Annotated in this window: 26 protein-coding genes; 13 read left to right on the top strand and 13 right to left on the bottom strand. The window is 39.0% G+C overall.

What is annotated here, in order from left to right; translation table 11 throughout:
• Positions 1 to 7: 7 nt before the first annotated feature.
• The 3 genes from C7B89_RS13805 to C7B89_RS13795 all read right to left on the bottom strand — a co-directional run bounded on the left by C7B89_RS13805 (position 8) and on the right by C7B89_RS13795 (position 1,468).
• The gene (locus tag C7B89_RS13805) at positions 8 to 538 is read right to left on the bottom strand and encodes a DUF2812 domain-containing protein (protein ID WP_048390174.1); all 531 of its coding nucleotides are present in this window, start codon (positions 536 to 538) and stop codon (positions 8 to 10) included.
• Between the two features lie 77 nt (positions 539 to 615).
• Positions 616 to 1,152, bottom strand: coding sequence for a DUF2812 domain-containing protein (locus C7B89_RS13800; protein WP_115673927.1), 537 nt, complete (start codon positions 1,150 to 1,152; stop codon positions 616 to 618).
• A 1-nt stretch (position 1,153) separates the two neighbouring features.
• A complete protein-coding gene (locus C7B89_RS13795; RefSeq protein ID WP_009374222.1) occupies positions 1,154 to 1,468 on the bottom strand; it encodes a PadR family transcriptional regulator in 315 nt (104 codons plus the stop codon).
• A gap of 153 nt (positions 1,469 to 1,621) precedes the next feature.
• On the opposite strand from C7B89_RS13795, the gene C7B89_RS13790 reads away from it, so the two are divergent.
• Entirely contained in the window at positions 1,622 to 2,209 is a 588-nt protein-coding gene (locus C7B89_RS13790) for a TetR/AcrR family transcriptional regulator (RefSeq protein WP_244205671.1), read from the top strand.
• A gap of 58 nt (positions 2,210 to 2,267) precedes the next feature.
• Positions 2,268 to 3,440 (top strand): YhgE/Pip domain-containing protein, encoded by a 1,173-nt coding sequence (locus C7B89_RS13785; protein ID WP_115673925.1) that lies wholly within the window; start codon positions 2,268 to 2,270, stop codon positions 3,438 to 3,440.
• Positions 3,441 to 3,617: 177 nt separating this feature from the next.
• Here the strand turns inward: C7B89_RS13785 and C7B89_RS13780 are convergent, their stop codons facing one another.
• Positions 3,618 to 4,199, bottom strand: coding sequence for a TetR/AcrR family transcriptional regulator (locus C7B89_RS13780; RefSeq protein ID WP_048390162.1), 582 nt, complete (start codon positions 4,197 to 4,199; stop codon positions 3,618 to 3,620).
• Positions 4,200 to 4,354: 155 nt separating this feature from the next.
• Between C7B89_RS13780 and C7B89_RS13775 the strand changes: the two genes are divergently transcribed.
• A complete protein-coding gene (locus tag C7B89_RS13775; protein WP_048390161.1) occupies positions 4,355 to 5,113 on the top strand; it encodes an SDR family oxidoreductase in 759 nt (252 codons plus the stop codon).
• 48 nt (positions 5,114 to 5,161) lie between these two features.
• On the opposite strand, the gene brnQ is transcribed toward C7B89_RS13775, so the two are convergent.
• On the bottom strand, positions 5,162 to 6,502 hold the full coding sequence (gene brnQ / locus C7B89_RS13770) for a branched-chain amino acid transport system II carrier protein (RefSeq protein ID WP_115673924.1): 1,341 nt from the start codon (positions 6,500 to 6,502) through the stop codon (positions 5,162 to 5,164).
• A 167-nt stretch (positions 6,503 to 6,669) separates the two neighbouring features.
• On the bottom strand, positions 6,670 to 7,422 hold the full coding sequence (locus C7B89_RS13765; RefSeq protein ID WP_048390156.1) for an alpha/beta hydrolase: 753 nt from the start codon (positions 7,420 to 7,422) through the stop codon (positions 6,670 to 6,672).
• Between the two features lie 285 nt (positions 7,423 to 7,707).
• On the opposite strand from C7B89_RS13765, the gene C7B89_RS13760 reads away from it, so the two are divergent.
• Positions 7,708 to 8,589 carry a LysR family transcriptional regulator gene (locus C7B89_RS13760; protein WP_048390154.1) on the top strand — a complete coding sequence of 294 codons (882 nt, stop codon included), beginning with the start codon at positions 7,708 to 7,710 and terminating at the stop codon, positions 8,587 to 8,589.
• Between the two features lie 90 nt (positions 8,590 to 8,679).
• Positions 8,680 to 9,246 carry a DUF5412 family protein gene (locus C7B89_RS13755; protein WP_054550836.1) on the top strand — a complete coding sequence of 189 codons (567 nt, stop codon included), beginning with the start codon at positions 8,680 to 8,682 and terminating at the stop codon, positions 9,244 to 9,246.
• A 142-nt stretch (positions 9,247 to 9,388) separates the two neighbouring features.
• Here C7B89_RS13755 and C7B89_RS13750 read toward each other — a convergent pair whose 3' ends face one another.
• Positions 9,389 to 10,177, bottom strand: a complete 789-nt coding sequence (locus C7B89_RS13750) for a DUF1835 domain-containing protein (RefSeq protein ID WP_115673923.1) — start codon at positions 10,175 to 10,177, stop codon at positions 9,389 to 9,391.
• A gap of 12 nt (positions 10,178 to 10,189) precedes the next feature.
• Positions 10,190 to 10,813, bottom strand: a complete 624-nt coding sequence (locus C7B89_RS13745) for a LysE family translocator (RefSeq protein WP_115673922.1) — start codon at positions 10,811 to 10,813, stop codon at positions 10,190 to 10,192.
• Positions 10,814 to 11,028: 215 nt separating this feature from the next.
• Between C7B89_RS13745 and C7B89_RS13740 the strand changes: the two genes are divergently transcribed.
• From C7B89_RS13740 to C7B89_RS13715, 6 genes are all read left to right on the top strand, one after another.
• A complete protein-coding gene (locus C7B89_RS13740; protein ID WP_004229554.1) occupies positions 11,029 to 11,412 on the top strand; it encodes a hypothetical protein in 384 nt (127 codons plus the stop codon).
• Positions 11,413 to 11,802: 390 nt separating this feature from the next.
• Positions 11,803 to 12,897: a glutamate 5-kinase gene (gene proB, locus C7B89_RS13735; RefSeq protein WP_048390146.1), complete on the top strand. Its 1,095-nt coding sequence runs from the start codon at positions 11,803 to 11,805 to the stop codon at positions 12,895 to 12,897.
• A gap of 13 nt (positions 12,898 to 12,910) precedes the next feature.
• Positions 12,911 to 14,161, top strand: coding sequence for a glutamate-5-semialdehyde dehydrogenase (locus tag C7B89_RS13730; protein WP_112117782.1), 1,251 nt, complete (start codon positions 12,911 to 12,913; stop codon positions 14,159 to 14,161).
• 39 nt (positions 14,162 to 14,200) lie between these two features.
• Positions 14,201 to 15,085 (top strand): DMT family transporter, encoded by an 885-nt coding sequence (locus C7B89_RS13725; protein ID WP_004229564.1) that lies wholly within the window; start codon positions 14,201 to 14,203, stop codon positions 15,083 to 15,085.
• Positions 15,085 to 16,047: a carbohydrate kinase family protein gene (locus C7B89_RS13720; protein ID WP_115673921.1), complete on the top strand. Its 963-nt coding sequence runs from the start codon at positions 15,085 to 15,087 to the stop codon at positions 16,045 to 16,047. Before C7B89_RS13725 ends, C7B89_RS13720 begins: the two co-directional genes overlap by 1 nt.
• A gap of 63 nt (positions 16,048 to 16,110) precedes the next feature.
• Positions 16,111 to 16,500, top strand: coding sequence for an RDD family protein (locus C7B89_RS13715; RefSeq protein WP_048390139.1), 390 nt, complete (start codon positions 16,111 to 16,113; stop codon positions 16,498 to 16,500).
• Positions 16,501 to 16,621: 121 nt separating this feature from the next.
• On the opposite strand, the gene C7B89_RS13710 is transcribed toward C7B89_RS13715, so the two are convergent.
• Positions 16,622 to 17,305 (bottom strand): hypothetical protein, encoded by a 684-nt coding sequence (locus C7B89_RS13710; RefSeq protein WP_244205669.1) that lies wholly within the window; start codon positions 17,303 to 17,305, stop codon positions 16,622 to 16,624.
• 94 nt (positions 17,306 to 17,399) lie between these two features.
• Positions 17,400 to 17,831 carry a GNAT family N-acetyltransferase gene (locus C7B89_RS13705; protein ID WP_115673919.1) on the bottom strand — a complete coding sequence of 144 codons (432 nt, stop codon included), beginning with the start codon at positions 17,829 to 17,831 and terminating at the stop codon, positions 17,400 to 17,402.
• Positions 17,832 to 17,956: 125 nt separating this feature from the next.
• On the opposite strand from C7B89_RS13705, the gene C7B89_RS13700 reads away from it, so the two are divergent.
• Positions 17,957 to 18,409 (top strand): MarR family winged helix-turn-helix transcriptional regulator, encoded by a 453-nt coding sequence (locus tag C7B89_RS13700; protein WP_004229576.1) that lies wholly within the window; start codon positions 17,957 to 17,959, stop codon positions 18,407 to 18,409.
• Between the two features lie 43 nt (positions 18,410 to 18,452).
• Here the strand turns inward: C7B89_RS13700 and C7B89_RS13695 are convergent, their stop codons facing one another.
• A complete protein-coding gene (locus C7B89_RS13695) occupies positions 18,453 to 19,808 on the bottom strand; it encodes an aspartate aminotransferase family protein (RefSeq protein WP_115673918.1) in 1,356 nt (451 codons plus the stop codon).
• A gap of 140 nt (positions 19,809 to 19,948) precedes the next feature.
• Between C7B89_RS13695 and C7B89_RS13690 the strand changes: the two genes are divergently transcribed.
• Positions 19,949 to 21,586, top strand: a complete 1,638-nt coding sequence (locus tag C7B89_RS13690) for a PucR family transcriptional regulator (RefSeq protein ID WP_004229580.1) — start codon at positions 19,949 to 19,951, stop codon at positions 21,584 to 21,586.
• Here the strand turns inward: C7B89_RS13690 and C7B89_RS13685 are convergent.
• Positions 21,575 to 22,402, bottom strand: a complete 828-nt coding sequence (locus tag C7B89_RS13685; protein WP_004229583.1) for an ABC transporter permease — start codon at positions 22,400 to 22,402, stop codon at positions 21,575 to 21,577. The genes C7B89_RS13690 and C7B89_RS13685 overlap by 12 nt on opposite strands.
• A 12-nt stretch (positions 22,403 to 22,414) precedes the next feature.
• On the bottom strand, positions 22,415 to 23,356 hold the full coding sequence (locus tag C7B89_RS13680) for an ABC transporter permease (protein ID WP_009374228.1): 942 nt from the start codon (positions 23,354 to 23,356) through the stop codon (positions 22,415 to 22,417).
• Between the last annotated feature and the right edge of the window lie 14 nt (positions 23,357 to 23,370).

Here is a 23,370-nt window from a genome sequence, read left to right as displayed (position 1 = left end):
TTCCTCCTTATCCTTCAAATATATGTAAGTCTTGTTTCAAGCCCTTTTTACGATTTTCATTTTTTACTATAGGAATGAATAGCAGTAAGGCGACAATCAAATTCATGCACCCCACACTTGTATTCATAGATCCTACAACGAATTCCCGTAAACCTAGCGATAGATTATAAATACCAATGATTAAATTTAATAGTAGCACGAATATAAAAATGCGATTCATGGATTTAATATAGTTTATTTTCGAGGAAGCATCTGAAAATATCTCAAAAGGGCCCTCCGATTTCGGTTTTCGATAATAGGCCCACCCACCAAACTTAGACACACACTCGATATTCATTTCGTCTAGAAACTCAAAATAATCCTTCGACTTTCTATTGATAAATTCATTTCGATAAATATATTGACCTGGTGTCCCTTTTTCAAAAACAAAGTAGCCTACTACTGTCTTTTTAAGATTCCACCCCCGATCTGCCATGTCATTGACCCATCGTTCTTCCTTTTCGTAATCAATAAAAAAACGATACATTCTTTTTTTCATTTTGCATCACTCCTACTATAAAATCATGCTTCCTTTTTCATTATTTTCTGATTTCCCGGAAAATAATAGACGCTTCGTTAATCCGAAAATACATTTAATTCTCTCTTTAATCGATTACGTATACGCATAAGCTTATAGAATGGGAGGGCAAATAATACAACAACCACAAGATTCAGCGTATTTAACGCAAAACCAATCCAGTCTGTTGTTTGCTCCGAAAAATCGCCAATTAAACCGATCAGTCCAATGAACAAATTAAGTAGAATAAGAGAAAGCAGGATCCTCATCTTTTTTGACAGGTTACCAATTTTCGTTTTTTTATCTGTATACAGCTCAAATGGACCTTCCTGTGCTGCTTTTCTGAAAAATACAAAATTTCCAGAGCGGTCTACTTGTTCAATGTCAGAGGATTTGAGAAATTCGAGAAATTCCTCTTCATAGTGCGTACCGAATCGCTTTAATTCATCATGGCGATAAATATAGCTGTTTGGTTCTCCACGCTCAAACGTAAAACGAATCCATGTAAATTTTTTTAAGTGCCAGCCCTGACTAGCCATGTCATTGACCCACTTCTCTATTGCATAGGGATTAATCATCAATCGATATTTATGCATATTATTCAACTCCTCTCGTTATACGGATACCATTGTCAAAAAGTTCCCTTAATCGTAAAATTTCATATTCCACCACTGTTTTTCCAGTTTCAGTAATAATATATTCTTTCTTTCTGCCATCTCCATCAAGTGCCTCTATCCATCCTCGTTCCAACAATGTTTTAATCGCACCATATATGGTTCCGGCCCCTAAGCGCACTCTTCCATTGCTCATTTCTTCCACCAATTGCATAATGCCATAGCCATGCCTCGCCTCATATAATGCTAATAAAATATAATAAACGCCCTCTGTTAATGGCGGATGCTCCTGTGTCATACAAATCCTCCTTTATATCGTCTATCAATATATCGCCAGTCGATATATTCAAAATATATCAGCAGTCGATATAATTGTCAACGCTCATTCACAGTGTTGCAGATCCTCGTACACTATGCTAGGATGTAAGTAATTACTTGCATGGAAGGAAGTATGTTCTTGACAACGAAAGGAACTGCGCAACGAATTATCGAAGCTGCTCTACAATTGATTAGTGAAAAAGGCTATACAGCTGCAACTACCAAAACCATTGCAGAATTAGCAGGTGTCAATGAGGTCACTCTTTTTCGTCACTTTGGCAACAAACGTGGTTTATTAAAAGCCATTATTGAGCAATTTTCTTATTATCCTCTTCTACAGCAGGAGATCAATCAAAATGTAACGTGGGAATTAGAAAAGGATTTATTGAATTTCTCACTGAAGCATTTTCATTTTTTAATGTCGATTAAAGATTTTGTCATGATCGGCTTTAAGGAATCTATTCAATTTCCTGAAATTAGTGAGGAAATCGCCAATCTCCCGCTCCTCATAAAAAAGGAGCTCATTCTCTATTTTCAAGAGATGCATCAACAAGGAAAAATAAGAGAAGTTGATTTTGAAGCAGCAGCGTTATCGCTTATAGCTTTGAATTTTGGTCATTTTATGTCACGTGCTCGCCTTGGAACTATCGTGTCTGACTTACCAACTGAAGAACTTTTACAAACTAGTGTTGCTATTTTTTCTAGGGGACTCGTTTCCTAGAAAAAATTTTTCTAATCAATGCAAGTAAGTACTTACTTAATTTTAGGGGGAATAAAAAATGACAGGTTTACAAGCACTATTGCGAGTTCGTGAAACCTATATCGGCATTGTTGCAACCATTGCCTTCCAATTAATATTCTTTACAATTTGGATGACTGCCTATGATGGTGTCAATGAAAGAGCGGAACAGTTAAGCATTGGTATTGTTGTGGAAGATTCTGTAATGGGTCAACAGGTAGCACAGAACATCAAAGGCTCCATCCCCTTTGCAATGAAGGACTATTCTTCGATGAAGGAAGCTGAGCGCGCATTAAACGAACGACAAATTAATATGATTATGCAAATTCCACCCGATTTTACAAATCAAATTCAAGCAGGGAAAGAGGCTGAAATTATTTATGCGATTAATCAAGCCAATGCAAGTGTAGCGAAAAATATGATGGAGGGTGTAGCAAAGCAATTAACAGAAGAAATCAATCAAGCCCTCTATCCAATGCAACAAAATCAAGCGGTTGCAGTCTTTGCTCAACAATTTGCTCAGCTTCCCTTCGAGCAACACACTGCCCAACAAATTACCACTTCTGTCAAAACGACTGTAATGAATGTCAAAGACCATCCCGTCGATGGTACGATTGTAAAAACCAATGATGTAAAGGGATTTGCTGCAAACTTTGTCCCACTTATGGTCATCATCTCCTCCTTTGTGGGAGCGATGGTTATGATTATGCAACACCAGCAAGCAGCACAGCTCGTTCAAGACAGCCTATCAAAATGGCAATTGTTTCTCGCACGACAGCTACTCAATGTGGGCGTAGCCTTTACATTGCCATTCATAACAATTGGCTTGATGCACCTTTTTAATATCGATAGTCAAGAAAGCCTGCTGTCGATTTATCTCTTCCAATCTGTAATGTATCTTGCTTTCCTTAGCTTGGCCCAAGTATTTGTGATTGCCTTTGGGAATATGGGGATGATATTTAATATTTGTGCTCTCTCACTCCAATTAGTAACATCAGGTGTACTTGTTCCAAAAACCATGCTATCTGAAGGATACAAACAGGTCGCTGCCATGCTACCTGCCTCGTATGGAGCAGATGGCTACTACACAATCATCTTTGGTGGTAGTTCTGATAATCTCCTGCAAAACAGTAGCTCATTGGCCATCATCATCTTTGTGACACTAGCCATCGCTACGTTGATCGTCACATTTAAGCCAGCTCCAGTTCGATGATTTAAGAGAAAAGAGAAGGTCTACAAGTTGATGTAGACCTTCTCTTTGAGTGGTTATCCGCTACTTTTTCTCTTCTATCCGTCACTTCTCTCTCTATCCTTCAAATTGAGCGTTCTATCCGCCACTTTTTCTCTTCTAACCTTCAATTCTGGCGTCCTATCCACCAGCTGCTCTACTCTATCCCCCACTCCTCACATTCTTTAAAATAGCTGCTAGCTGTTGATTTAACATGGTCACGCTATCGCTGAAATCGCCGCGATACCATTGGATGATGAGTCCGATGATGGCGTTTGCTTGATAGGCACTATAATAGTCGATCGAGATATGATCCTCCATTTGATGTATGTGCTGTGTGGTAATATCGCGTTTTAGCAGGGAATAAATCCCATCAAATAGCATGTAATAGTAGGTCAGCGGGACATTTTTAGAAAAGACGATACGGTAAAACATTTTAAAGCGTTCAATATGATGAAAAATACGGATAGTATTGGGATCTAATTGATTTGTATCCAATGTCGTGACGGCACGATAGGGTTCTTCATAGGATTGATATAAATCCTCCATTATCTCCTGAAAATATTCTTCAAAGAGCCCCTCTTTTTGCTCGTAGTGTAAATAGAAGGTTCCTCTATTGACCTTTGCTTCTCTACAAATTTCAGCAATGGAGATTTGCTCCAATGGTTTTTGGCTAAGCAATGTCAATAAAGCATCGTGGAGAGCTTGCTTCGTTTTAATAATCCGTAAATCCGTAGTACGCAATTTTTTCAACTCCTTAATAAACAGATTGTCCAAATGTGTTGATTACTCAACACATCCCATTTTTTTGCATATTGAAATCGCTTTCATCTTTATTATATGATTTTAATGAACAGATGTTCAATAAGTAAAGAAATTACTATGAGGAGGTCTTTGAGATGAGATTAGAAGGTAAAGTAGCCATTGTGACAGGTGCAGCTTCAGGTATGGGGAAAGCCATTGCAGAAGGATATGCAAAAGAAGGCGCTAAGGTTGCCGTTTCAGACTTAAATTTAGAGGGTGCCCAAGCGGTTGTGGAAGGTATTCAAGCTGCTGGAGGAACAGCATTTGCCATTCAAACCAATGTCGCATCAACAGAAGACTTACAACGCTTATTTGATGAAACAAAAACGAATTATGGTCAATTAGATATATTAGTCAACAATGCAGGTATTATGGATGGTATGGAGCCAGTTGGAGAAATTTCTGATGAACGATGGGAAAAAGTATTTGCAGTGAATACAACAGCTGTTATGCGCTCTATGCGTATGGCTACCGAAATTTTCCTTGCACAAGGTCACGGTGTCTTTGTCAATAATATTTCTGCAGGTGGCTTATATGGTGCACGGGCTGGGGCTGCTTATACAGCTTCAAAACATGCGGTAGTTGGTTTAACAAAAAATACAGCCTTTATGTATGCTGATAAAAATATTCGCTGTAATGGTATTGCGCCAGGAGCAGTGATGACCAATATCGCCTCTTCTATGACAAATATGAGCCAAACAGGTGCTGCACGACAAGCACTAGGACTTTCCATCAATCCGCGGGCTGGTCAGCCAGAAGAAATCGCTCAATTAGCGATCTTCCTAGGCTCAGATGAGGCTAGCTTTGTGAATGGACAAGTTATTGCTGTTGATGGCGGCTGGACAGCTTACTAATCCATAAGGAAACACGCACAGAGACATTTTCTGTGCGTGTTTCTTTCATTATATAACTTTTCGAGACGGAATCATGCTTCCAATTACTGCCCCTATTAACGCTGGCAGTATCCATCCTAAGCCAATATCATAAAAAGGTAGCACCGCAGAATAGTATTTCTCTACTGCATCCAATACACCTAACTTCGCATCTGGCACACTTTCTACCAGAGCTTTATAGCCATCAATCAAGCTAATGAAAAATGTAAAAATCATCGCTATGGCATACACTGTTTGCTTATTCTTAAAGAAGGATGAGCTTAGAGCGAGCAAGATTAGGACGATTGCTAATGGATATAAGAACATTAAAACTGGAATAGCATATTTGATAATATTGTTTAAACCAAAATTCGCAATCGTAAAGGATACAGCACACAACAGAAACACAAACCATTTGTAACTAATTTTTGGAAATACCTCATGGAAAAACTCACTACAAGATGTAATTAAGCCGATACTTGTTTTTAAGCAAGCGAGCACGATGATGACCGCCAATAAAATAGCTCCAAATGAGCCGAAATAATGATCGGCCACTGCCGCAAAGATTAAACCACCATTATCAAAAGTCCCGACAGCATTAATACTGGAAGCGCCCATATATGTTATGAGACCATAAATCAGCGTCATTAAAGCCATCGCAAAAATACCTGATGTCCATGTAGCCTTGGCAATTTCCTTACGATCTGTAATCCCTGCACTTTTAATTGCATTAATGACAACAATCCCGAAAGCTAGTGAGGCAAGGGCGTCCATCGTATTATAGCCTTCTTTAAAGCCTGTCATAAAGGCGGCATCCATATATTCACCAATTGGCTGCTGGAAATGGCCCATTGGCTTCGTAATGCTTGTAATAATTAAAATAAATAAAACAACTAAAAATGCAGGCGTTAAATATTTACCGATATAATCCATTATTTTCGCTGGATTTAAAGAAAAATAGTAGACAATGGCAAAAAATATAAAGCTAAATACAGCAAGTAGCAGTGTTGCATGCTGTGCTTGAATATATGGCTCAAACCCTACTACAAAAGGTACAGTTGCTGTACGTGGGATGGCAAAGAATGGTCCGATTGTTAAGTACAGTGCCAATGAAAAAATAATACCAAATATAGGATGAACACGATTGGCTAGATCACGTAAACCATTACTACCTGATAAGCCAATTGCCAAAATTCCGAGGAATGGTAAGCCGATAGCAGTCACTAAAAATCCGATTAATCCAAACCAAAAATTAGTCCCAGCAAACTGACCCATTTGAATAGGAAAAATTAGGTTCCCTGCTCCAAAATACAGTCCAAATAACATGGTACCAATGACTGCGTAAGTTGAAAAAGGTATTTTTTGTTGCATAATTGATGTGCTCCTTAGAAGTTTTAGACTATAGCAAATTATTTTAATCGAATGATTTTTCACTACAATTTCATCATGTTATCAAGCATTTATTATAATTACAATAGTTTTTTCGTTTATCCAGTGAGATTCAACAAAAAAAGAGCTGTCTACTGACAAGCCCCTTCTTAGTTTGCAACTGACCATTCAATATGATCTAAAAATTTATAAACATCTTCATACACTTTATCGCGTTCTTTGTCCAATGTAATAATGTGACCAGAGTTTTCATACCAAATGATTTCTTTGTCGTCTGTTTCCACAGTATTTAAAATAAAAGGTGCGCTTTCTTGATATAGGTCATCATCTAGTGAGCCTTGTAACACAAGAGTTGGTGCTTTGATCGTTGATAATTCTTCACGCGTTTCTGTTGTTAAACGTGTTACGCCGTCCAATGAATCCTTCGGTGAAATACGTAATTCATGTAATTCTGAAATAATTTGATCTTTTGATTTATTTTCAAAGTGTTTATATAAACGAGCATAGTGGTACAAACGTGTAAATAAGCCTTTTGAATTATCACGTGTAATCGGTGCACACATCGCTACACATGCTTTCACTGGGAATGTCTCTGCGACCTTTAACGAAAAGACGCCTCCAAGTGAAATCCCAACAACAGCGATTTCTTCATAGCCTTTCTTTTGTAGGAAGTTATAACCTTCTACTACATCGTTCCACCAATCTTCTGGTTTTGTTTCTAATAATGCTTCTGGTTCTACGCCATGCCCACTATAAATTGGTGCATGCACAGTGTAACCTCGTTGAGATAAAAATTCTCCTAGCTTTTTCACATCTTTTGTGCTACCTGTGAATCCATGCAGTAATAGTACGGCTTTTTTGCCTCCCTCGATTGTTAGAGGTTGTGGCTTTGTTAACTTCATTTTATGATATCCCCTTCACGGAAATTAATAATTGTGTATTTTATGTGTCTATCTTATCACCCTTTATTCATAATGTACAATTTATAGTTTTTATCAAATCAATGTTTATTGTGCATGAATGATGTCAACTTAACGGCTGTACTATCACACTTTCTGCTACTTAACTTTTCCTTTCTGCTAAATAATTGCAACGTCCTTTTAAAAATTTTTTGTTACCTATACTTCCCGTCTGTTTCCCGTTATAATGCAGATAACTTAAAAATCACAAGAAAAGAGGTGAAAAAAATGGAGTGGCAACAATTAGAATATTTTGTAACCGTTGCAAAGTTAGAGCATATGACACGGGCTGCCGAAGCATTAGCGATTTCACAGCCAGCACTTAGTCGTTCAATTTCAAAGCTGGAGGAAGAATTAGGTGTACCGCTTTTCGACAGACAAGGGCGCTCGATTATGCTAAACCGATATGGAGAGCTATTTTTATATCGTGTCCAGCGCATGCGTAAAGAATATGAAAAGGCTGTTTTAGAATTACAGGAGCTTAATAATCCAGAACTTGGAGATGTATCACTCGGTTTTTTACATACACTTGGAACGAGTATTGTACCCGACTTGATTCGTGCCTTCCGTCAAAAACATCCCCATATCCGTTTTCATTTCACACAAAACTACTCCCATTCACAGTTAAAACAATTACTGGCAGGTGAGTTAGACTTGTGCCTACTAGCCGCGATCGATACAGAGCCGCCAGTTTGTTGGAAGGAATTATGGCGAGATGAGCTCTTTATAATGGTCCCAATTGACCATCCATTAGCCCATCGTAAAAGCATCAAAATGAAAGAATTAGAGCATGAAAGTTTTGTCTTAATGAAAAAAGGCTATGCATTACGCCGCTCAGCTGATCGCTTATTAAATGCTGCGGGCATTAAGCCTAAAATTTCTTATGAAGGTGATGAAGTATCGACAATCGCTGGATTTGTTGGTGCGGGGCTTGGCGTTTCCTTACTACCCGATGATGAGGATTTAAATCCCAAAAAAATCGTTAAAATTCATGTTGAGGATATGGTATGTGAACGAATTATAGGCATGGCTTGGATAGAAAATCGTTATTTATCGCCATCTGCACGTCAGTTTAAACAATTTGTCTTTGATTTTTATGACAATAAATAGAAAGAGCGAGTAACAACATCATCTAGATGTCCTTGTTACTCGCTTTATTTTCTAAAAGGCACTGTTTTACCATACTAGGGAGGTAATAATTTGAATTTATTACTTAATACATTAGGTTTCTTTGTATTTTTATTTACCTTGATCGTATTGTTCATTTTTGTAATCAAATTAATGATTTTCTTTTTTAAACAGAAAAACTTCCCTAAAAAAACACTAACAGCACTATTGACAGGTTTAGTACTGTTTTTGGGAATATTTATATATATCCAATATTTTTTTACGTTTAGTACTTTAGATAAAAAAGATACGCAAAAGGTGCCCGAATCTGTGTCATCTCCTACAGGGGAATATACAGCGCACGCTTATTATGAACCATATGGTGGTGCAGGTCCAAGTGGTGGTGTTCATGTATGGATAGAAATTTTAAATAATAATGCTCACACAAACAAAATCGTCTATTATGCAGAGGCAAAAAGTCAATTCTCGATGGAATGGCTAGACGAAGAAAAATTATCCATTGTTAATAAAGAGCCTAATTATACCAATTCAAATAGAAGTATAGTATTAAGTATTGATAAAGAGATTTATCATGAAAATGGCTTGGCTTGTCAAAGTTTGTTAATGAAAGATGAATATGAAAAGTGTTATCAAAATTAAAAAGGTTAAGTTACTGTGCTGAATCATTATGTTGAAACGACTGACTTTGAGCACTACTAATACAAACGGCTTCAAGCATTTGGCACAATAAAAAATCAGGCTTTGCTCGCCTGATTTTTTACTGTTCATTCTCTTAAATGTATTAAAGTAATTTAACCTGATAAGAAAAAATATCATTTGTATCGCCTTTCATTGCAAATACTCCCTGTTCGACGAGCGTCAGTAAGCGATACTCTACAAAATCATTTCCTACATAATGGACAAATGTTTCAAATGTCTGTGCCAAAATATGCGTAGGCATTAGCCACTCTTCATTTTGCTGTAAATGCAAATTTTTTGCACTGGCGATAATGTATGCATCCATTGCATCTTCCTCTACATGCAATAGTTCACTTTTCCATAACCGTAATGTACTTGGCTGTTCTTTAATGTTTTCCCATTCCTTAGCGAGTTGCTGACATTCTTGCACAGAGAATCGTTTTGCACTAGGGCGAAGCTTCATTAGCATTTCCGAGGAAAGCTCGCCTGTATGGCGAATGTCTAAATTGGGGTGAATACTCTTCAGATTCTCCGTTGCATCAATACCATACACCATACTGCATTTATGAATTAACTCACTCATCACATAGCGCAGTCCTATCTGTTCATGTGTGTTGTGACTATACCAAATCCACACATCCACATCACAAGGTAAATTAGCGATTTTTTTCCTCCAGTTTTCATACATCTCATCATACAATTGCTGGTCATCATCATCTAAAATATGCGTGGCTAACCAAGTTTTACGTTCTTCAAAGTTTTGAAGAGGTCCAATCGAGAGATCATCATGGACACTTAGAACTGATTCATTTCGCTGCAAACGATGTTGACGAATTGCAAGTTTCATAGAACCCTGCGTTGCTAAGCTAAAGGTAATATGTAAAATAGCCATGTCCATTCCTCCCTACTGTTTGCTGATGGCAATCTGTATCCCGATAAATGTGAATAGAATACCTTGAACTGTATTTAGTCGTTTAGCAATCGCAGGTTTACCAATAATGACTTGTCTAACTTTCCCTGCAAATATACTAAACAATGAAAATAATACAAGCGCTTGTATTAAAAATACAATACCCAAAATAAGCATTTGAAACGCCACATGTCCTTCCGATGGATTAACAAACTGTGGTAACAGCGCTAGGAAAAATAACGATACTTTAGGATTTAAAATATTCATTAATATTCCTTTTTTATATAATTTAATATAGGCTTGCGTATTTTGCTGTTGCAACGTAAAAGGGTCTCCTTTAGCACGAAATGATTGCCAAGCTAGATATAATAAATACGCTGCTCCTGCAAATTTGACGATGGTAAAAATAATGGTCGATTGATAAATTATCGCAGAAATACCAAGTACTGCTGCACTAATATGAACAAGTAGCCCTGTACACAATCCAAGAGATGTGGCAATACCCGCTTTTTTATCTTGTGTAATACTTTGGGCAAGCACAAATAAATTATCGGGCCCTGGCATAATGGTTAAAATCATCGCAGCCCCTAAAAACGCAAATAACGTTGAGATGTCCAAAACTTTCCCTTCCTTCAACTTCTTTTAAAAAACTATATACATTATACTACATGACGTTGTTCTCACTAGATGTAAGTTTATGACTTTATCCAAAACTTTTTTTAAATTTTGGTTTCACAATTTATGCTCGCTCAAGCGATACTTTTCTTCCCTAATCCATTATAATAGTAGAAACTCATGATAAACCAGATAACTTCCATAAGAGGTGATTGATAATGGCAGTAAGTGATATTGTCACGCAATATGAGGATGAGCATGGACAGGTTTACTATAAAATGAAATCCCATGACATTGAAGTAAAGGCCACACAAAACGCAGGCTTAGCACCTGTCATCACGTATTGGATGGCTGACAAAGAGATTACAGATTCCATTCGAAATTTACGCTTCAGTCCACGTGCCCCATCTAGCTATATACAAGATTACGAAGAATTTCAAGCAATGCTTTATGCGAAAGAGCAACGGGCCATTAACCAGCTGTATGAACAAATGAGCATTAAACCCAAAAATATGTCTTCGGGGAAACAAGTCATTTGGAGTTTCTTTGTCATTGTACTGGCTATGCTTCCCCTTTTCATTGCGATTTGGTGGTTTAAATAATTGAATAAGCGATCTCTTTAGCGTTTTAGCGCATCCCTTTCTTAATTTATCAAAACTTTCAAGTAATTTATCCATTCAGCTTGACAGACTTATAGAAGTAGTGCATCCTTTAGTCAATAGATGAGAAAACGAACGAAGACCAGTAGTTAGCCACTGCTTGAAAAGAGAGCGATGCCCATCGGCTGAAAGGCATTGTACAAGAAAGACTAATGAAACCTACTTCGTGAAACGTCCTAGCCAAACTAGGCGCAGTCTCGAGCGTTATGAGAAAAGTGGAATGTCGCATGATATTCAATGTAGGTGGTACCACGGAAGGCAAGTCTTTTCGTCCTAATTTTTAGGATGAAAAGGCTTTTTTTATCTTGATTCAGCAATGATGGAGGTAGTGAGATGGAGAGAAAAAGAATTGTTGTTAAGATTGGTAGTAGCTCTTTAACGAATGTGAAGGGTGAAATCGATAAAGTTCGCTTAATGGACCATGTGCAGGCAATCGCCGAGTTGAAGAAATTGGGTCATGAAGTGTTGCTTGTCTCGTCAGGTGCTGTAGCGGCGGGTTTTAAACAACTAGGCTACCCTGCTCGCCCTGTGACAGTGAAAGGAAAGCAGGCAGCTGCTGCTGTAGGACAGAGCCTACTTATTCAAACGTACAGTGCCTTATTTAGTATTTACGATATCATGCCTGCACAGATATTATTGACACGAACAGATTTTTCTAAAAAAGAATGCTATAAAAATGCCTATGCGACTTTCGAGGAATTGTTAGAACGATCCATGCTACCGATTATTAATGAAAACGATACAGTGTCAATTAGTGAATTAACCTTTGGAGATAACGATATGCTTTCAGCACTCGTCAGTGGACTTGTCCACGCAGATCAGCTCATCATTTTAACAGATATCAATGGCCTTTATAATGCCAATCCCAATAAAAACCCTCAGGCAGAGCGCATTGATCGATTAGCAGCTATTACAGATGATCTACTAAGCTTTGCGGATGGTACAGGATCAAAGGTTGGCACAGGTGGCATGGCCTCTAAGCTTCTGGCTGCCCGAACAGCGCTACGTGCAGGAGTGAAGGTATTTATCGGAACAGGTCATGGTGCACAGAAGCTCGTCGATATTTTAGCAGGACATGGTGATGGCACTTATGTGGAGCATGACGAGCTTGCTGTGTTAACAAATCATAAACAGTGGATTGCACTTACGGAAATTTCTGGTAAAATTTTTATAGATAGTGGTGCTGAACAGGCTTTAATGAATAATGGGAAAAGTCTATTACCTGCTGGCGTCTATCGTGTAGAAGGTGATTTTGTAAATGGTGATGTTGTTGAAGTCTATAGTGAGAAGGACTTACTAGGACGCGGCGAAGTACTGTACTCATCCCAAGAGCTTATCTCTGCCATGGGAAAACGGACTGATACATTGCTGAAAAGCCCTATTGAGGTAATTCACCGAGACAAATGGCTGAAAATTCAAACGAATTAAGGAGGAATGACAAATGACAAGTGAAATTCAAGAAAAAGGACAACGCGCAAAAGCCGCAAGCTACATGTTAAATATTAAAACAACCTGCGAGAAAAATGAGGCACTGAAAAAAATTGCAGAACAGCTATTAATCGATCAACCTGATATCATGGCTGAAAATGCAAAGGATTTGGCACAGGGTGAGCAGCAAGGTATTCCTGCGTCTACGTTAGATCGCATCATGCTCAATGAAGAACGGATTGCGGCAATGGCCGATGCCATTCATTTACTCATCTCCTTAAACGATCCAGTAGGTACAATTGTTGAACGCATTGAAAAAGACAATGGGCTGCGCATTGAAAAACGAATTGTGCCACTTGGTGTTATTGGTATGATCTATGAAGCTCGACCAAATGTCACGATCGATGCAGCAACACTTTCCCTAAAAACGGGCAATGCAGTTATTTTGCGTGGAAGCTCCTCTGCTAAGTTTTCTAATATGGCTCTTGTTGCAAGTATTCATCGCGCGCTTGCTAAAACATCCATCCCTACAGATGCTGTTCAATTAATTGAGGATACAAGCCGCGAAACAGCCAAAGAACTCTTCCATTTAAAAGAGTACTTAGATGTGCTCATTCCTCGCGGTGGCAAAGCTCTGATCGATTTAGTTGTCAATGAAGCGACTGTTCCTGTACTGGAAACAGGTGCAGGCAACTGTCACATTTACGTGGATGAAATGGCGGATTACATAAAAGCAGAAAAAATCTGTCTGAATGCTAAAACACAGCGTCCTTCTGTTTGTAATGCAGCAGAAAGCTTACTCATTCATCCTACTTGGTTTCAAGAACATGGTGTCCAGCTTTTAACGTCCCTTCATCATGCAGGTGTAGCCATCATCGGTGATGAGCAAGTATGTCAGCAATTTGCAGCTGCCCTTCCAGCTACGGTGGAAGATTATGCGACAGAGTTCCTTGATTTAAAAATAAGCGTTAAATTGGTGGAAAATGTCTATGAAGCGATTGAGCATATTCAATACTTTGGCACAAATCATTCTGAGGCCATCATTACAGAAGATCAATTAACCGCCGAGACGTTCTTAAACAATGTTGATGCAGCAGCAGTGTATCATAATGCCTCCACCCGTTTCACAGACGGCTTTGAATTTGGCTATGGTGCAGAAATCGGTATTAGTACACAAAAGCTACATGCCCGTGGACCAATGGGCTTGCCTGCATTAACATCAACAAAATATGTTATTCATGGCAACGGCCAAATTCGTGAATAGTTCTTATAGTTTCATAAAATAATAGAAGGAAGGTTTCGTATGAACATCTCAGCAATCATTAAACTAACAGTCTCCATGGCACTGTTTGGTTCCATCGGCTTTTTTACCGTTCACACTGGTGTTCCCGCTACAGAGCTTGTCTTTGTTAGATGCATTTGCGCAACCCTCTTTCTAGGTGGTATGTGGCTCATCACTGGTGGACATAAAACAGAGGTATGGGATAAGAAAGAAATTTTTCAAACGCTTATTTGCGGTGTCTTTATTGTGTTAAACTGGGTATTTTTATTTAAAGCCTTTGAGGAAATGTCCATTTCAATTGCCATTTCCATCTATAATTTAGCCCCCATATTTGTGTTAATTTTAGGCGCTATCTTTTTGAAGGAAAAAATGACCATTCAGGCACTTGTCGCAACAATCACTTGCTTTATCGGTAGTATTTTTATCATCGGTCTCAATAATTTTGTGTCGTTCTCAGAATTTATGCAATCTGGCTTTATCTGGGCATTACTGTCAGCAGTATTTTATGCCCTTACAATGCTAACAAGCAAAACCATCACGAAGCTTAGCTCGTATGCGTTAACCTATATTCAAACAACAGTTGGAATCGTGATACTACTGCCTTTTATCGACTTCTCGCTGTTTGATGGATTAACGTCAACTAATTGGTTTTATATACTCGGCACAGGCTTTATTCATACAGGATTTGTTTACTATTTATTTTTTGATAGTATTCGTAGCCTGTCTACGATTCTTGTCTCTGTATTGGTTTTTGTCGACCCTGTTGTCGCCATTTTACTGGATATGCTATTGCTTGATTTTATGCCAAGCTTTACGCAAACGATGGGGATCCTTCTCATTTTCGCTGGTATTTTTTATACCATTTATGTTCCTAAGAAAAAGCGACTACCACAGGAGGTCTCATAATGGGCAAGCTCTTCACAATTGGAGAATTATTAGTTGACTTTACACCGACACAGCAGCACGGCTCCCTAGCCAACATTGAGCATTTTACTAAACATGCAGGAGGAGCACCTGCCAATGTAGCCGCTGTCTGTGCAAAGCTAGGACAGCAGGCGGCCCTTCTCACACAAGTCGGTCAGGATGCCTTTGGTGACTTCCTAATCAAAACGTTGCAGCAAGCAGGTGTAGATACACAGTTTATTCGTCAATCAACGGATGGTGAAACAAGTCTTGCCTTTGTTTCATTAAATGAACATGGCGAACGAGATTTTCAATTTTATCGCCGACATGCTGCAGATCTCTTATACAAACAGGAATACCTCCCCTCGCAGCTATTAACAGCGCACGATATCGTTCACTTTTGCTCTGTTAATCTTGTAGAGAGTCCTATGAAACAAGCACATCTTGCCCTTATTGAACAGGCACATCAAGCAGGAAGCCTTATATCCTTCGATCCGAATGTGCGCCTTCCTTTATGGCAGGATAAGACGGCGTGTTGTGAAACCATTCTAGCCTTTTTACCAAAAGCCCATATTGTCAAGCTTTCAGAGGAAGAACTGTTGTTTTTAACAACTCTAGAAGATGAACAGGAAGCTGTTCAAACGTTATTCAAGGGATATGTAGAAGTTATTATCATTACACATGGTGCTGCTGGGGCTACCTTATATACGAAAAAACATCATGTGAAGGCTCCTGCTAACAAGGTACAAACCGTTGATACAACTGGTGCTGGTGATGCTTTTATTGGCGCGATTTTAAGTCAATTTCTTCATCATCAACTAACAGTAGATCAAGTGGCAGCTCATTGTGAACAGTATGCAATGTCTCTGCTATCTTTTGCAAACGGATATGCGGGCATTTCAACAACAAAGCATGGGGCGATTCCATCCTATCCTGTACTTTCATTAGATATGAAACTAGGATAAATCGAAACTTTTTGTTCTTATTGTTCGTATGTACTAGTGACAGGTCATTAAAGGAGGGCTTATATGGAATCGATGACAAAAAAACGCACAGCTGCATTTTTAATCGATACAGCTGTTTCAACAGCTGTCACGTTTGGGGTTGAATACTTCCTACGAAAAAAAGTAAAAAATGAGGCTGTTCATGCACTCGTTACGCCAACCGTGGTATTGTGGGCGCTAGAATATGCACAACTCCGTAAAAACGGACAAACGATTGGCTACAAAGCAATGGGATTGACACTCGAAAATGAAGATGGTCGTCCATTATCAGAATGTCAAATTATTAAACGCATGGCTTATCGAGACACTATCAGTACGTTCGATTATCTTAAAGATCGCCAAGCCTTTGAGCAGCAGCATGGTCAACGTCTTCCTCATGATAGCTTTGCAGGTACGGTTGTAAAGAAAAAATAAAGGAAAGCTGCCTTATCGTTTGGGCAGCTTTCTTTAATTGGCGCATTTTGCTAAAGTGTTAATCTTCCTGATCGCCTAACCATTACAGAAAGTAGTATGGAATTCTCTTTAGAGAAGTATGCTAATCTTTGGAAATAAACTGCTGTATATCATTCGATAAAATCGCGTTTTCTGACGGAAACCAAAAATAAGTAGTACCATCAAATTGTATGCCATATTGAAAAGCAATGGCATCGTCTGTATAAAGGAGTACATCATAACGGTTCGTATCCCCGTTTGGCTCAAAGGATGGGGCTGGTTTACTATTGACTAAAATTGCCTTTATATCTGCCATGTCAGACTGGTTTGTATAGCTAGCCGTTTTCCGATTGCCTTCTTCCGTAGATGAGTAGAATTCTATTTTCTTCACTTCTTCTAATGGAACCTGATCAAAATTCCGTCGCGGCGGAGCTTCAGCTCTTATCATATAAATTCGATAGCCATTAATAACCGACTGATCCTCTACCGCAATGGCATCGTCAAGACCCTTTATCGCATAAAGCTTTGTTCCCTTCTCATGGAATGCTGCATCGCCATCCTTAAAGCGATAGGAAGTTCTTTTGATATGATCTGCCACTTTAAAATCAACTTCCCCTATTTCCTTATCAATGAATGAACGATCGGCTAACGCTACTTCATATACAGCTTCATATTGCTTACCATCCCATTTGATTAAATCAACCCATTCGATGATGAATTGACTACCGCAAGCAGTCAGTAACAACAAACACATGATACAAAGGCATATCCATTTCTTCAACAACATCCCCCCTTTCAGCAGTAGACCCGAGCAACGATTAAAAAGTTACAACGTATGACGCTAAGTCTGGCATTTTCTATAATCGTGTGAATTTCGTCTGCTACCAGTATTTCTTCATTAAAATATGGGGGATGCCACAATCCATAAATTCTTCACCTTCACGCTGATAGCCTAATTTTTCATAAAAGCCTTCTGCATAGGACTGAGCATTTAATTTTGCTTTTGTTAGCCCTTTATCTCGAGCAATTTGCTCTAGGCCTACAATAACTTCCTTACCAAGGCCATATTTGCGGTATTCTTCTAATATACAAATACGCTCCAATTTGCCATAGCCCTCTACAACTCGAAGTCTCCCTGTTCCAACAGGTTGCTCATTGTAATACACCAAAATATGATCGCATGGAGCATCCAGTGCATCAAATTCATCATATTCTTCTTCCTCAGGGACTTGCTGCTCTTCAATAAAAACGCTTCGTCTAAAATCAAACGCTGTTTGTAATTCTGCTTCAGTTGTCACTTTTTTTATAGTCATTACTATTCCTCCTAGTTTCTCCTGCCTTATCATCTTCTCTAGGTGCAATTTCACTTTGAAGATGATAGTATTAGTATAGAATGATTTTTATTGCAATTACAACAAAAATCTCAGGAGGATCGAACATGAAAGAAATCTTACGTGAAATAGGTGCCATAGCACGGGCATTAGACTCGATAAGCAATATTGAATTCAAGGAATTGGATTTGACAAAGGGGCAATATTTATATGTCATCCGTATTTGTGAACATCCAGGTATTATTCAAGAGAAAGTCGCAGAGCTATTGAAGGTAGACCGTACAACGGCTTCACGAGCTATTCAAAAATTGGAGACCAAAGGCTTTATTGAAAAACGAATTGAACAAGGTAATAAGAAAAATAAATTACTTTTTCCTACAGCTAAAAGCATGGACATCTATCCTTTTTTAAAACGGGAGGGCGAATATTCCAATGCTCGTGCGCTTGAGGGGTTTTCTAATGAGGAGATTAACTGCATTCACAGTCTTCTAACACGTGTGTTGCATAACATCGAAATTGACTGGGAAGAGGTGAAGAAAGGGCATAAACGACAGTATTAAAGGCGATTCCTCGTGTTTTTCGCACATTTGGAATCGCCTTAGGCTAGACATTGGCTGCAAATACTCGTTTTAATACAGCAACCATAAAATCAAAGTCCTCGTCTGTACAGCACAGCGGTGGACTTAACGTAATGATATTATTGAAGCCTTCAACTGTATCACCATTTCTTCCAATAATTAAGCCATTTGCTTGACAATCAGCCATGATTTTCGCGATTAGCTCAGGCTTAGCAGGTGTTTGAGATTGTTTATCTTCGACCAGCTCGATGCCAATGAGTAACCCAAGCCCACGAATATCGCCAACGAAAGGCAGCTCTAATAGGTCTTGCAAATCATGTAGGAATTGAATACCCAAATCTCTTGCTCGCTGCACAAGTCCTTCCTCCTCCATGATTTTTATATTTTCTAAGGCCACTGCACAAGCTGCTGGATTGCCCCCAAACGTATTGATATGGCGAAAATGACTATAGCCGTCCGTCTCTTTAAATTTTTCATAAATGTCTTTCCGTATAGCTGTAATGGATAGTGGTAGGTAGGCACTCGTTAATCCTTTCGCCATGGTAATGACATCTGGTCGAATATCAAAATGCTGATGGCCAAATAGCTTACCTGTCCGTCCGAAGCCACAAATGACTTCATCCATGATGAGTAATACTCCATGCTTTCTACAAATGCGCTCGACTTCTTTGACATAAGTTGGATGTGGAATAAGCACTCCACCACCCGTGATGAGTGGCTCCATAATGACAGCCGCAATGGTTTCTTTTTGCTCCCAAATAATTTTTTCTTCCATTTCTCGGGCAAGTGCTAGACTGTATGCCTCAATTGACTGCCCTTTTGGACGACGATAGTGATCAGGTGGAGCAACATGTAAGAAGCCCGGTGTCAGCGGCTCGTACTTAAATTTACGTAATGCCTGACCTGTAGCTGCTAATGCCCCAAGTGAACTGCCATGATAGCCCCGATAACGAGCAATGATTTTGTAGCGGTTCCCTTCCCCATTTTGTTGATGGTATTGACGTATTAACTTAAACGCTACTTCATTCGCATCTGAGCCACTAGTGGAATAAAACATCATATAGTCATCATCAAGTAAGCTGTTTATTTTTTCAGCGAGCCTGATGGCAGGTTCATGGCTTTGTGTTAAAGGAGCATAGCAAAGCTTTTTTAGCTGCTCATACGCAACCCTAGCAAGACGTTCACGCCCATACCCTACATTCACTGCCCATAAGCCTGACATGCCATCTAAAAAGCGATTGCCTAAACTATCTGTAATCCATGCCCCTTCTCCCTGCTCAATAATGGGAGGTGCTTTGTCGTTATAGATAGACATGTGATGCCAAATGTTTTCATGATCTTTTTGCTGTAAAATATGTGTAAACTGATCGTTTCGCTCCATATCATGACCTCCAATCGTGTATCATCGGTGTCTTTTTGTCTATCACCATTTTCCCTATTAAGCTAGTTAATATTGAAATTTTCTGATTTCTCTAACATAATGAAATAGACATTGTACATTCGAAGGGCAGGTGCTAATTGATGTCGAAACATCCTCTACTCGTACGTGATGTCCTCAAGCGCAAGCATTTTGAATCGGCGAAGCTTATTGCAGGGCAGCACGGCCTAGATCGCCAAGTATTGTGGACACATATATTAGAAATTAAAGATTTTGAAACCTTAATCAATGGTGGTGAATTAATTTTAACCACGGGTGTCGGTTTACAGCTAGAACGAGAAACACAAATAGCCTACTTACAAAACCTTATTCGTAATGAGGCAGCTGGTCTTTGTATAGAAATTGGCGACTATTTTGACCATGTTCCCGTAGAATTGATTGCCATGGCAAATGCCCATCATTTCCCTATCATCATCTTTGAAGAAATTGTACGATTTATTGATATTACGCAAGATTTGCACACGTACATAATTAATCAACACCAGCAGGCACTTACACAGCTAGATACACTATCCAAAACTTTTATGGAATTATCATTAATGCCAAATGGTATTTTAAAAATATTACAAGTGCTCCATCAAGATACAAATGCTCCCTTTCTATTTGTTTCAGAAGATACAAAAAGCTTTTATTATCCTATGGAGGCTAAAAAATATTTACGTGTCATGGAGGAGCATTGTCAGCAGTTAGAACTACAAGAGCCCTTGCACCTTCTATCCTTGGGTAAAGACCATTTTGTCATTATTCCTGTTAATGGACTTGGACAAGTGTGGGGCTATTTATGTATGCATTCTGAACTGCCAAAGCAGAGTGATTACACCTTGTTAAATCTTGAACGAGCAACTATGTCGATTGCCCATATTTTAATGCGTAACCGCATGCTTCAGGAGCGACAGCAAAGCCGGGAAGATGAATTCATACTAGCCTTAATTCAAGGTCAGCCAGTAGATATTCAATACTACCAAAGCTATTTACCAATCGAAAGTCGTAATTTATTTTACCGAGTCGTCGTGTTCAATCTACATGATGAAGCCAATACTGTACCTGAAGAAGAATGGCAGGAAATCCAGTTACAAAATGCCATGTATGTTCGTTCGATTCTGAAAAAGCTTGGATTTTTCCCTACTGTTTCAGTAAGACAGCACGAGATAATTATTTTAGCCTTTTTCATTGCCGCAGATTATATGAAAGACAATCGCGACGCTTTTGATCAAGCAATTTCACAAATCATTGCAAGAAAAGCAGCACAATTTTTTGAGCAACTTACCCTTAGCTGTGGTATTAGCAATGTCTATCAAACGATCGAAAGTGTTCATCTGGGCTATAAGGAAGCCAAATCAGCCATCCAAATGCAGCATCATCAATTGACGAGCTCCATCTATTATAAGGATTTAGGTGTTTATCGATTGTTATTACAGCAGGATCAAACAGCTCTCTTACAATTTGTAAAAGATTATTTACAGGAAATTTTAGTATTAGATCAAAAAAGTAGCCATGATTTATTTCAAACATTAGCTGTTTATCTGTCCTGTAATGGAGCTAAAAATGATACAGCAGAACAGCTGTTTATTGTCCGTCAAACACTTTACAAACGAATAGAACGCTTAGAAAGTATACTAGGTGCTGATTTTTTACAAGCTCCCCATCGCCTCAATATTGAGATGGCAGTTAAGGCATATGAACTGTTGCAAAAGACAGCACCTGATCTATTACGATTTTGAACGCGGGTCCATAAAATCTCGTAAAGCATTACTGAGCATATATAAGCCTAAAACAAGAATCGTAATGGCTCCTCCAGGGGCATACGTATACCAAGGGGCACCGATTAAATAGGCTTGTGAATCTTTTAACATTCTGCCCCAGCTAGGGTTTGGTGGCTGTACCCCAAGCCCTAAATAGCTCAGTGCTGCCTCGGCTAACATGGCTGTTGCAAAAGTCACGGTTGCTGCCACAATAATTTGCGACGAAATGTTTGGCAAAATATGACGAAACATGATGCTATAAGGCTTAACACCAATTAATTTCGCTGCGAGCACATATTCCGAGTCACGTTGTTGCACAAAGCCACTGCGGGCAATCCTCGCAATAGCAGGTATCGCGATAATCCCCAGCGCTATCGCTGTATTCGTTATTCCTGGGCCGAATACTGCTACAAGCATTAATGCTAAGATGATTCCTGGAAAGGCCATTAAAGCGTCCATCGTACGCATAAATATTTCATCGACCCAGCCACCAACATAGCCTGCAATTCCGCCTATGAGAATACCAAATATCGTTCCAATCGCAACCGTTAATAGACCCACGGCAAAGGCTGTTTGTGTCCCCTTCATAATGCGACTAAAAATATCTCGCCCAAATTCATCTGTTCCAAACATATAGGCACCACCTGGACCACGCAATTTTTCAGGTATATTCATCGCGTTGACATCATGGGGTGTATAAAAAAAGCTAACAATCATGACGAGCAGAAAGCCAACAATGACGAGGAGACCAATGACTAAATTGATTTTTTTAGTATAGCGCTGTAATTGTTTCATGGTAGTCACCTCTTAACGTAATCGAATTCTAGGGTCCAACACAGAATATAAAACATCGACGATAAAATTAATCATGACGACAGCTACTGTAATATACATAACGATCCCTTGTACGAGTGGAAAATCACGATTACTGATAGCCGTAATCAATAACTGACCAATCCCTGGCAATGAAAACACCTGCTCCACAATAATCGTTCCTGCCACAACCTCCGCCATAATCAACCCAAAAACCGTCAATATCGGAATCATGGAATTTTTCAAAACATGCTTATACATTACATTTTGTTCAGACATCCCTTTACTGCGTATCGTACGGACATAATCGAGCTGGACCTGCTCCAAAATGGCTGTACGAACATAACGAAAATTCACCGCAATTTGTGGAATCGCAATCGTTAAGGCTGGAAGTATTAGGGTACTGAGCGCCCCTGCTACACTTTGTGTCCAAGGTATATAGCCACTTATTTTAAAGAAGCTGAACTGTAGGCCAATGTAAAGAATAAGCATCATCCCTAGCCAAAAGGAAGGCACTGCCATACCGATCTGGGTTACAGTCGATAATGACACATCACTTAATTTATTTTGTCTTCTTGCTGCAAACATCCCTAAAGGTAATGAGATGATTAAGACAATGATAAGGGTGAGTCCTGCTAATGACATGGTGACAGGAAGTCGATCAAATAGTAATTCTTTTACTGGCATGGAAAATCGAATGGAATTCCCTAATTGCCCTGTCAATAAGCCCTTCATCCAATCCACATATTGTTCATAAAGAGGACGATCCAAGCCAAGCTCAGATCGTAAATTTTCAATTTGAGTGGGATCCGCCTCTGTTCCTAGCATTGTGCGAACTGGATCACCAGGTAAAATTTGAAAAACACCAAATGTAATAATGGATACTAGAAGGATGGTTGTTATTAACAGGATGATTCGACGTAGGATATACATCATAAGCACTCATCCCT

The sequence above is a fragment of the Lysinibacillus capsici genome (genome assembly GCF_003367505.1).
Classification (GTDB): Bacteria; Bacillota; Bacilli; order Bacillales_A; family Planococcaceae; genus Lysinibacillus; species Lysinibacillus capsici.
Note: the sequence above shows the minus strand (reverse complement) of the source record. Positions and strands in the feature narration are given on the sequence as shown.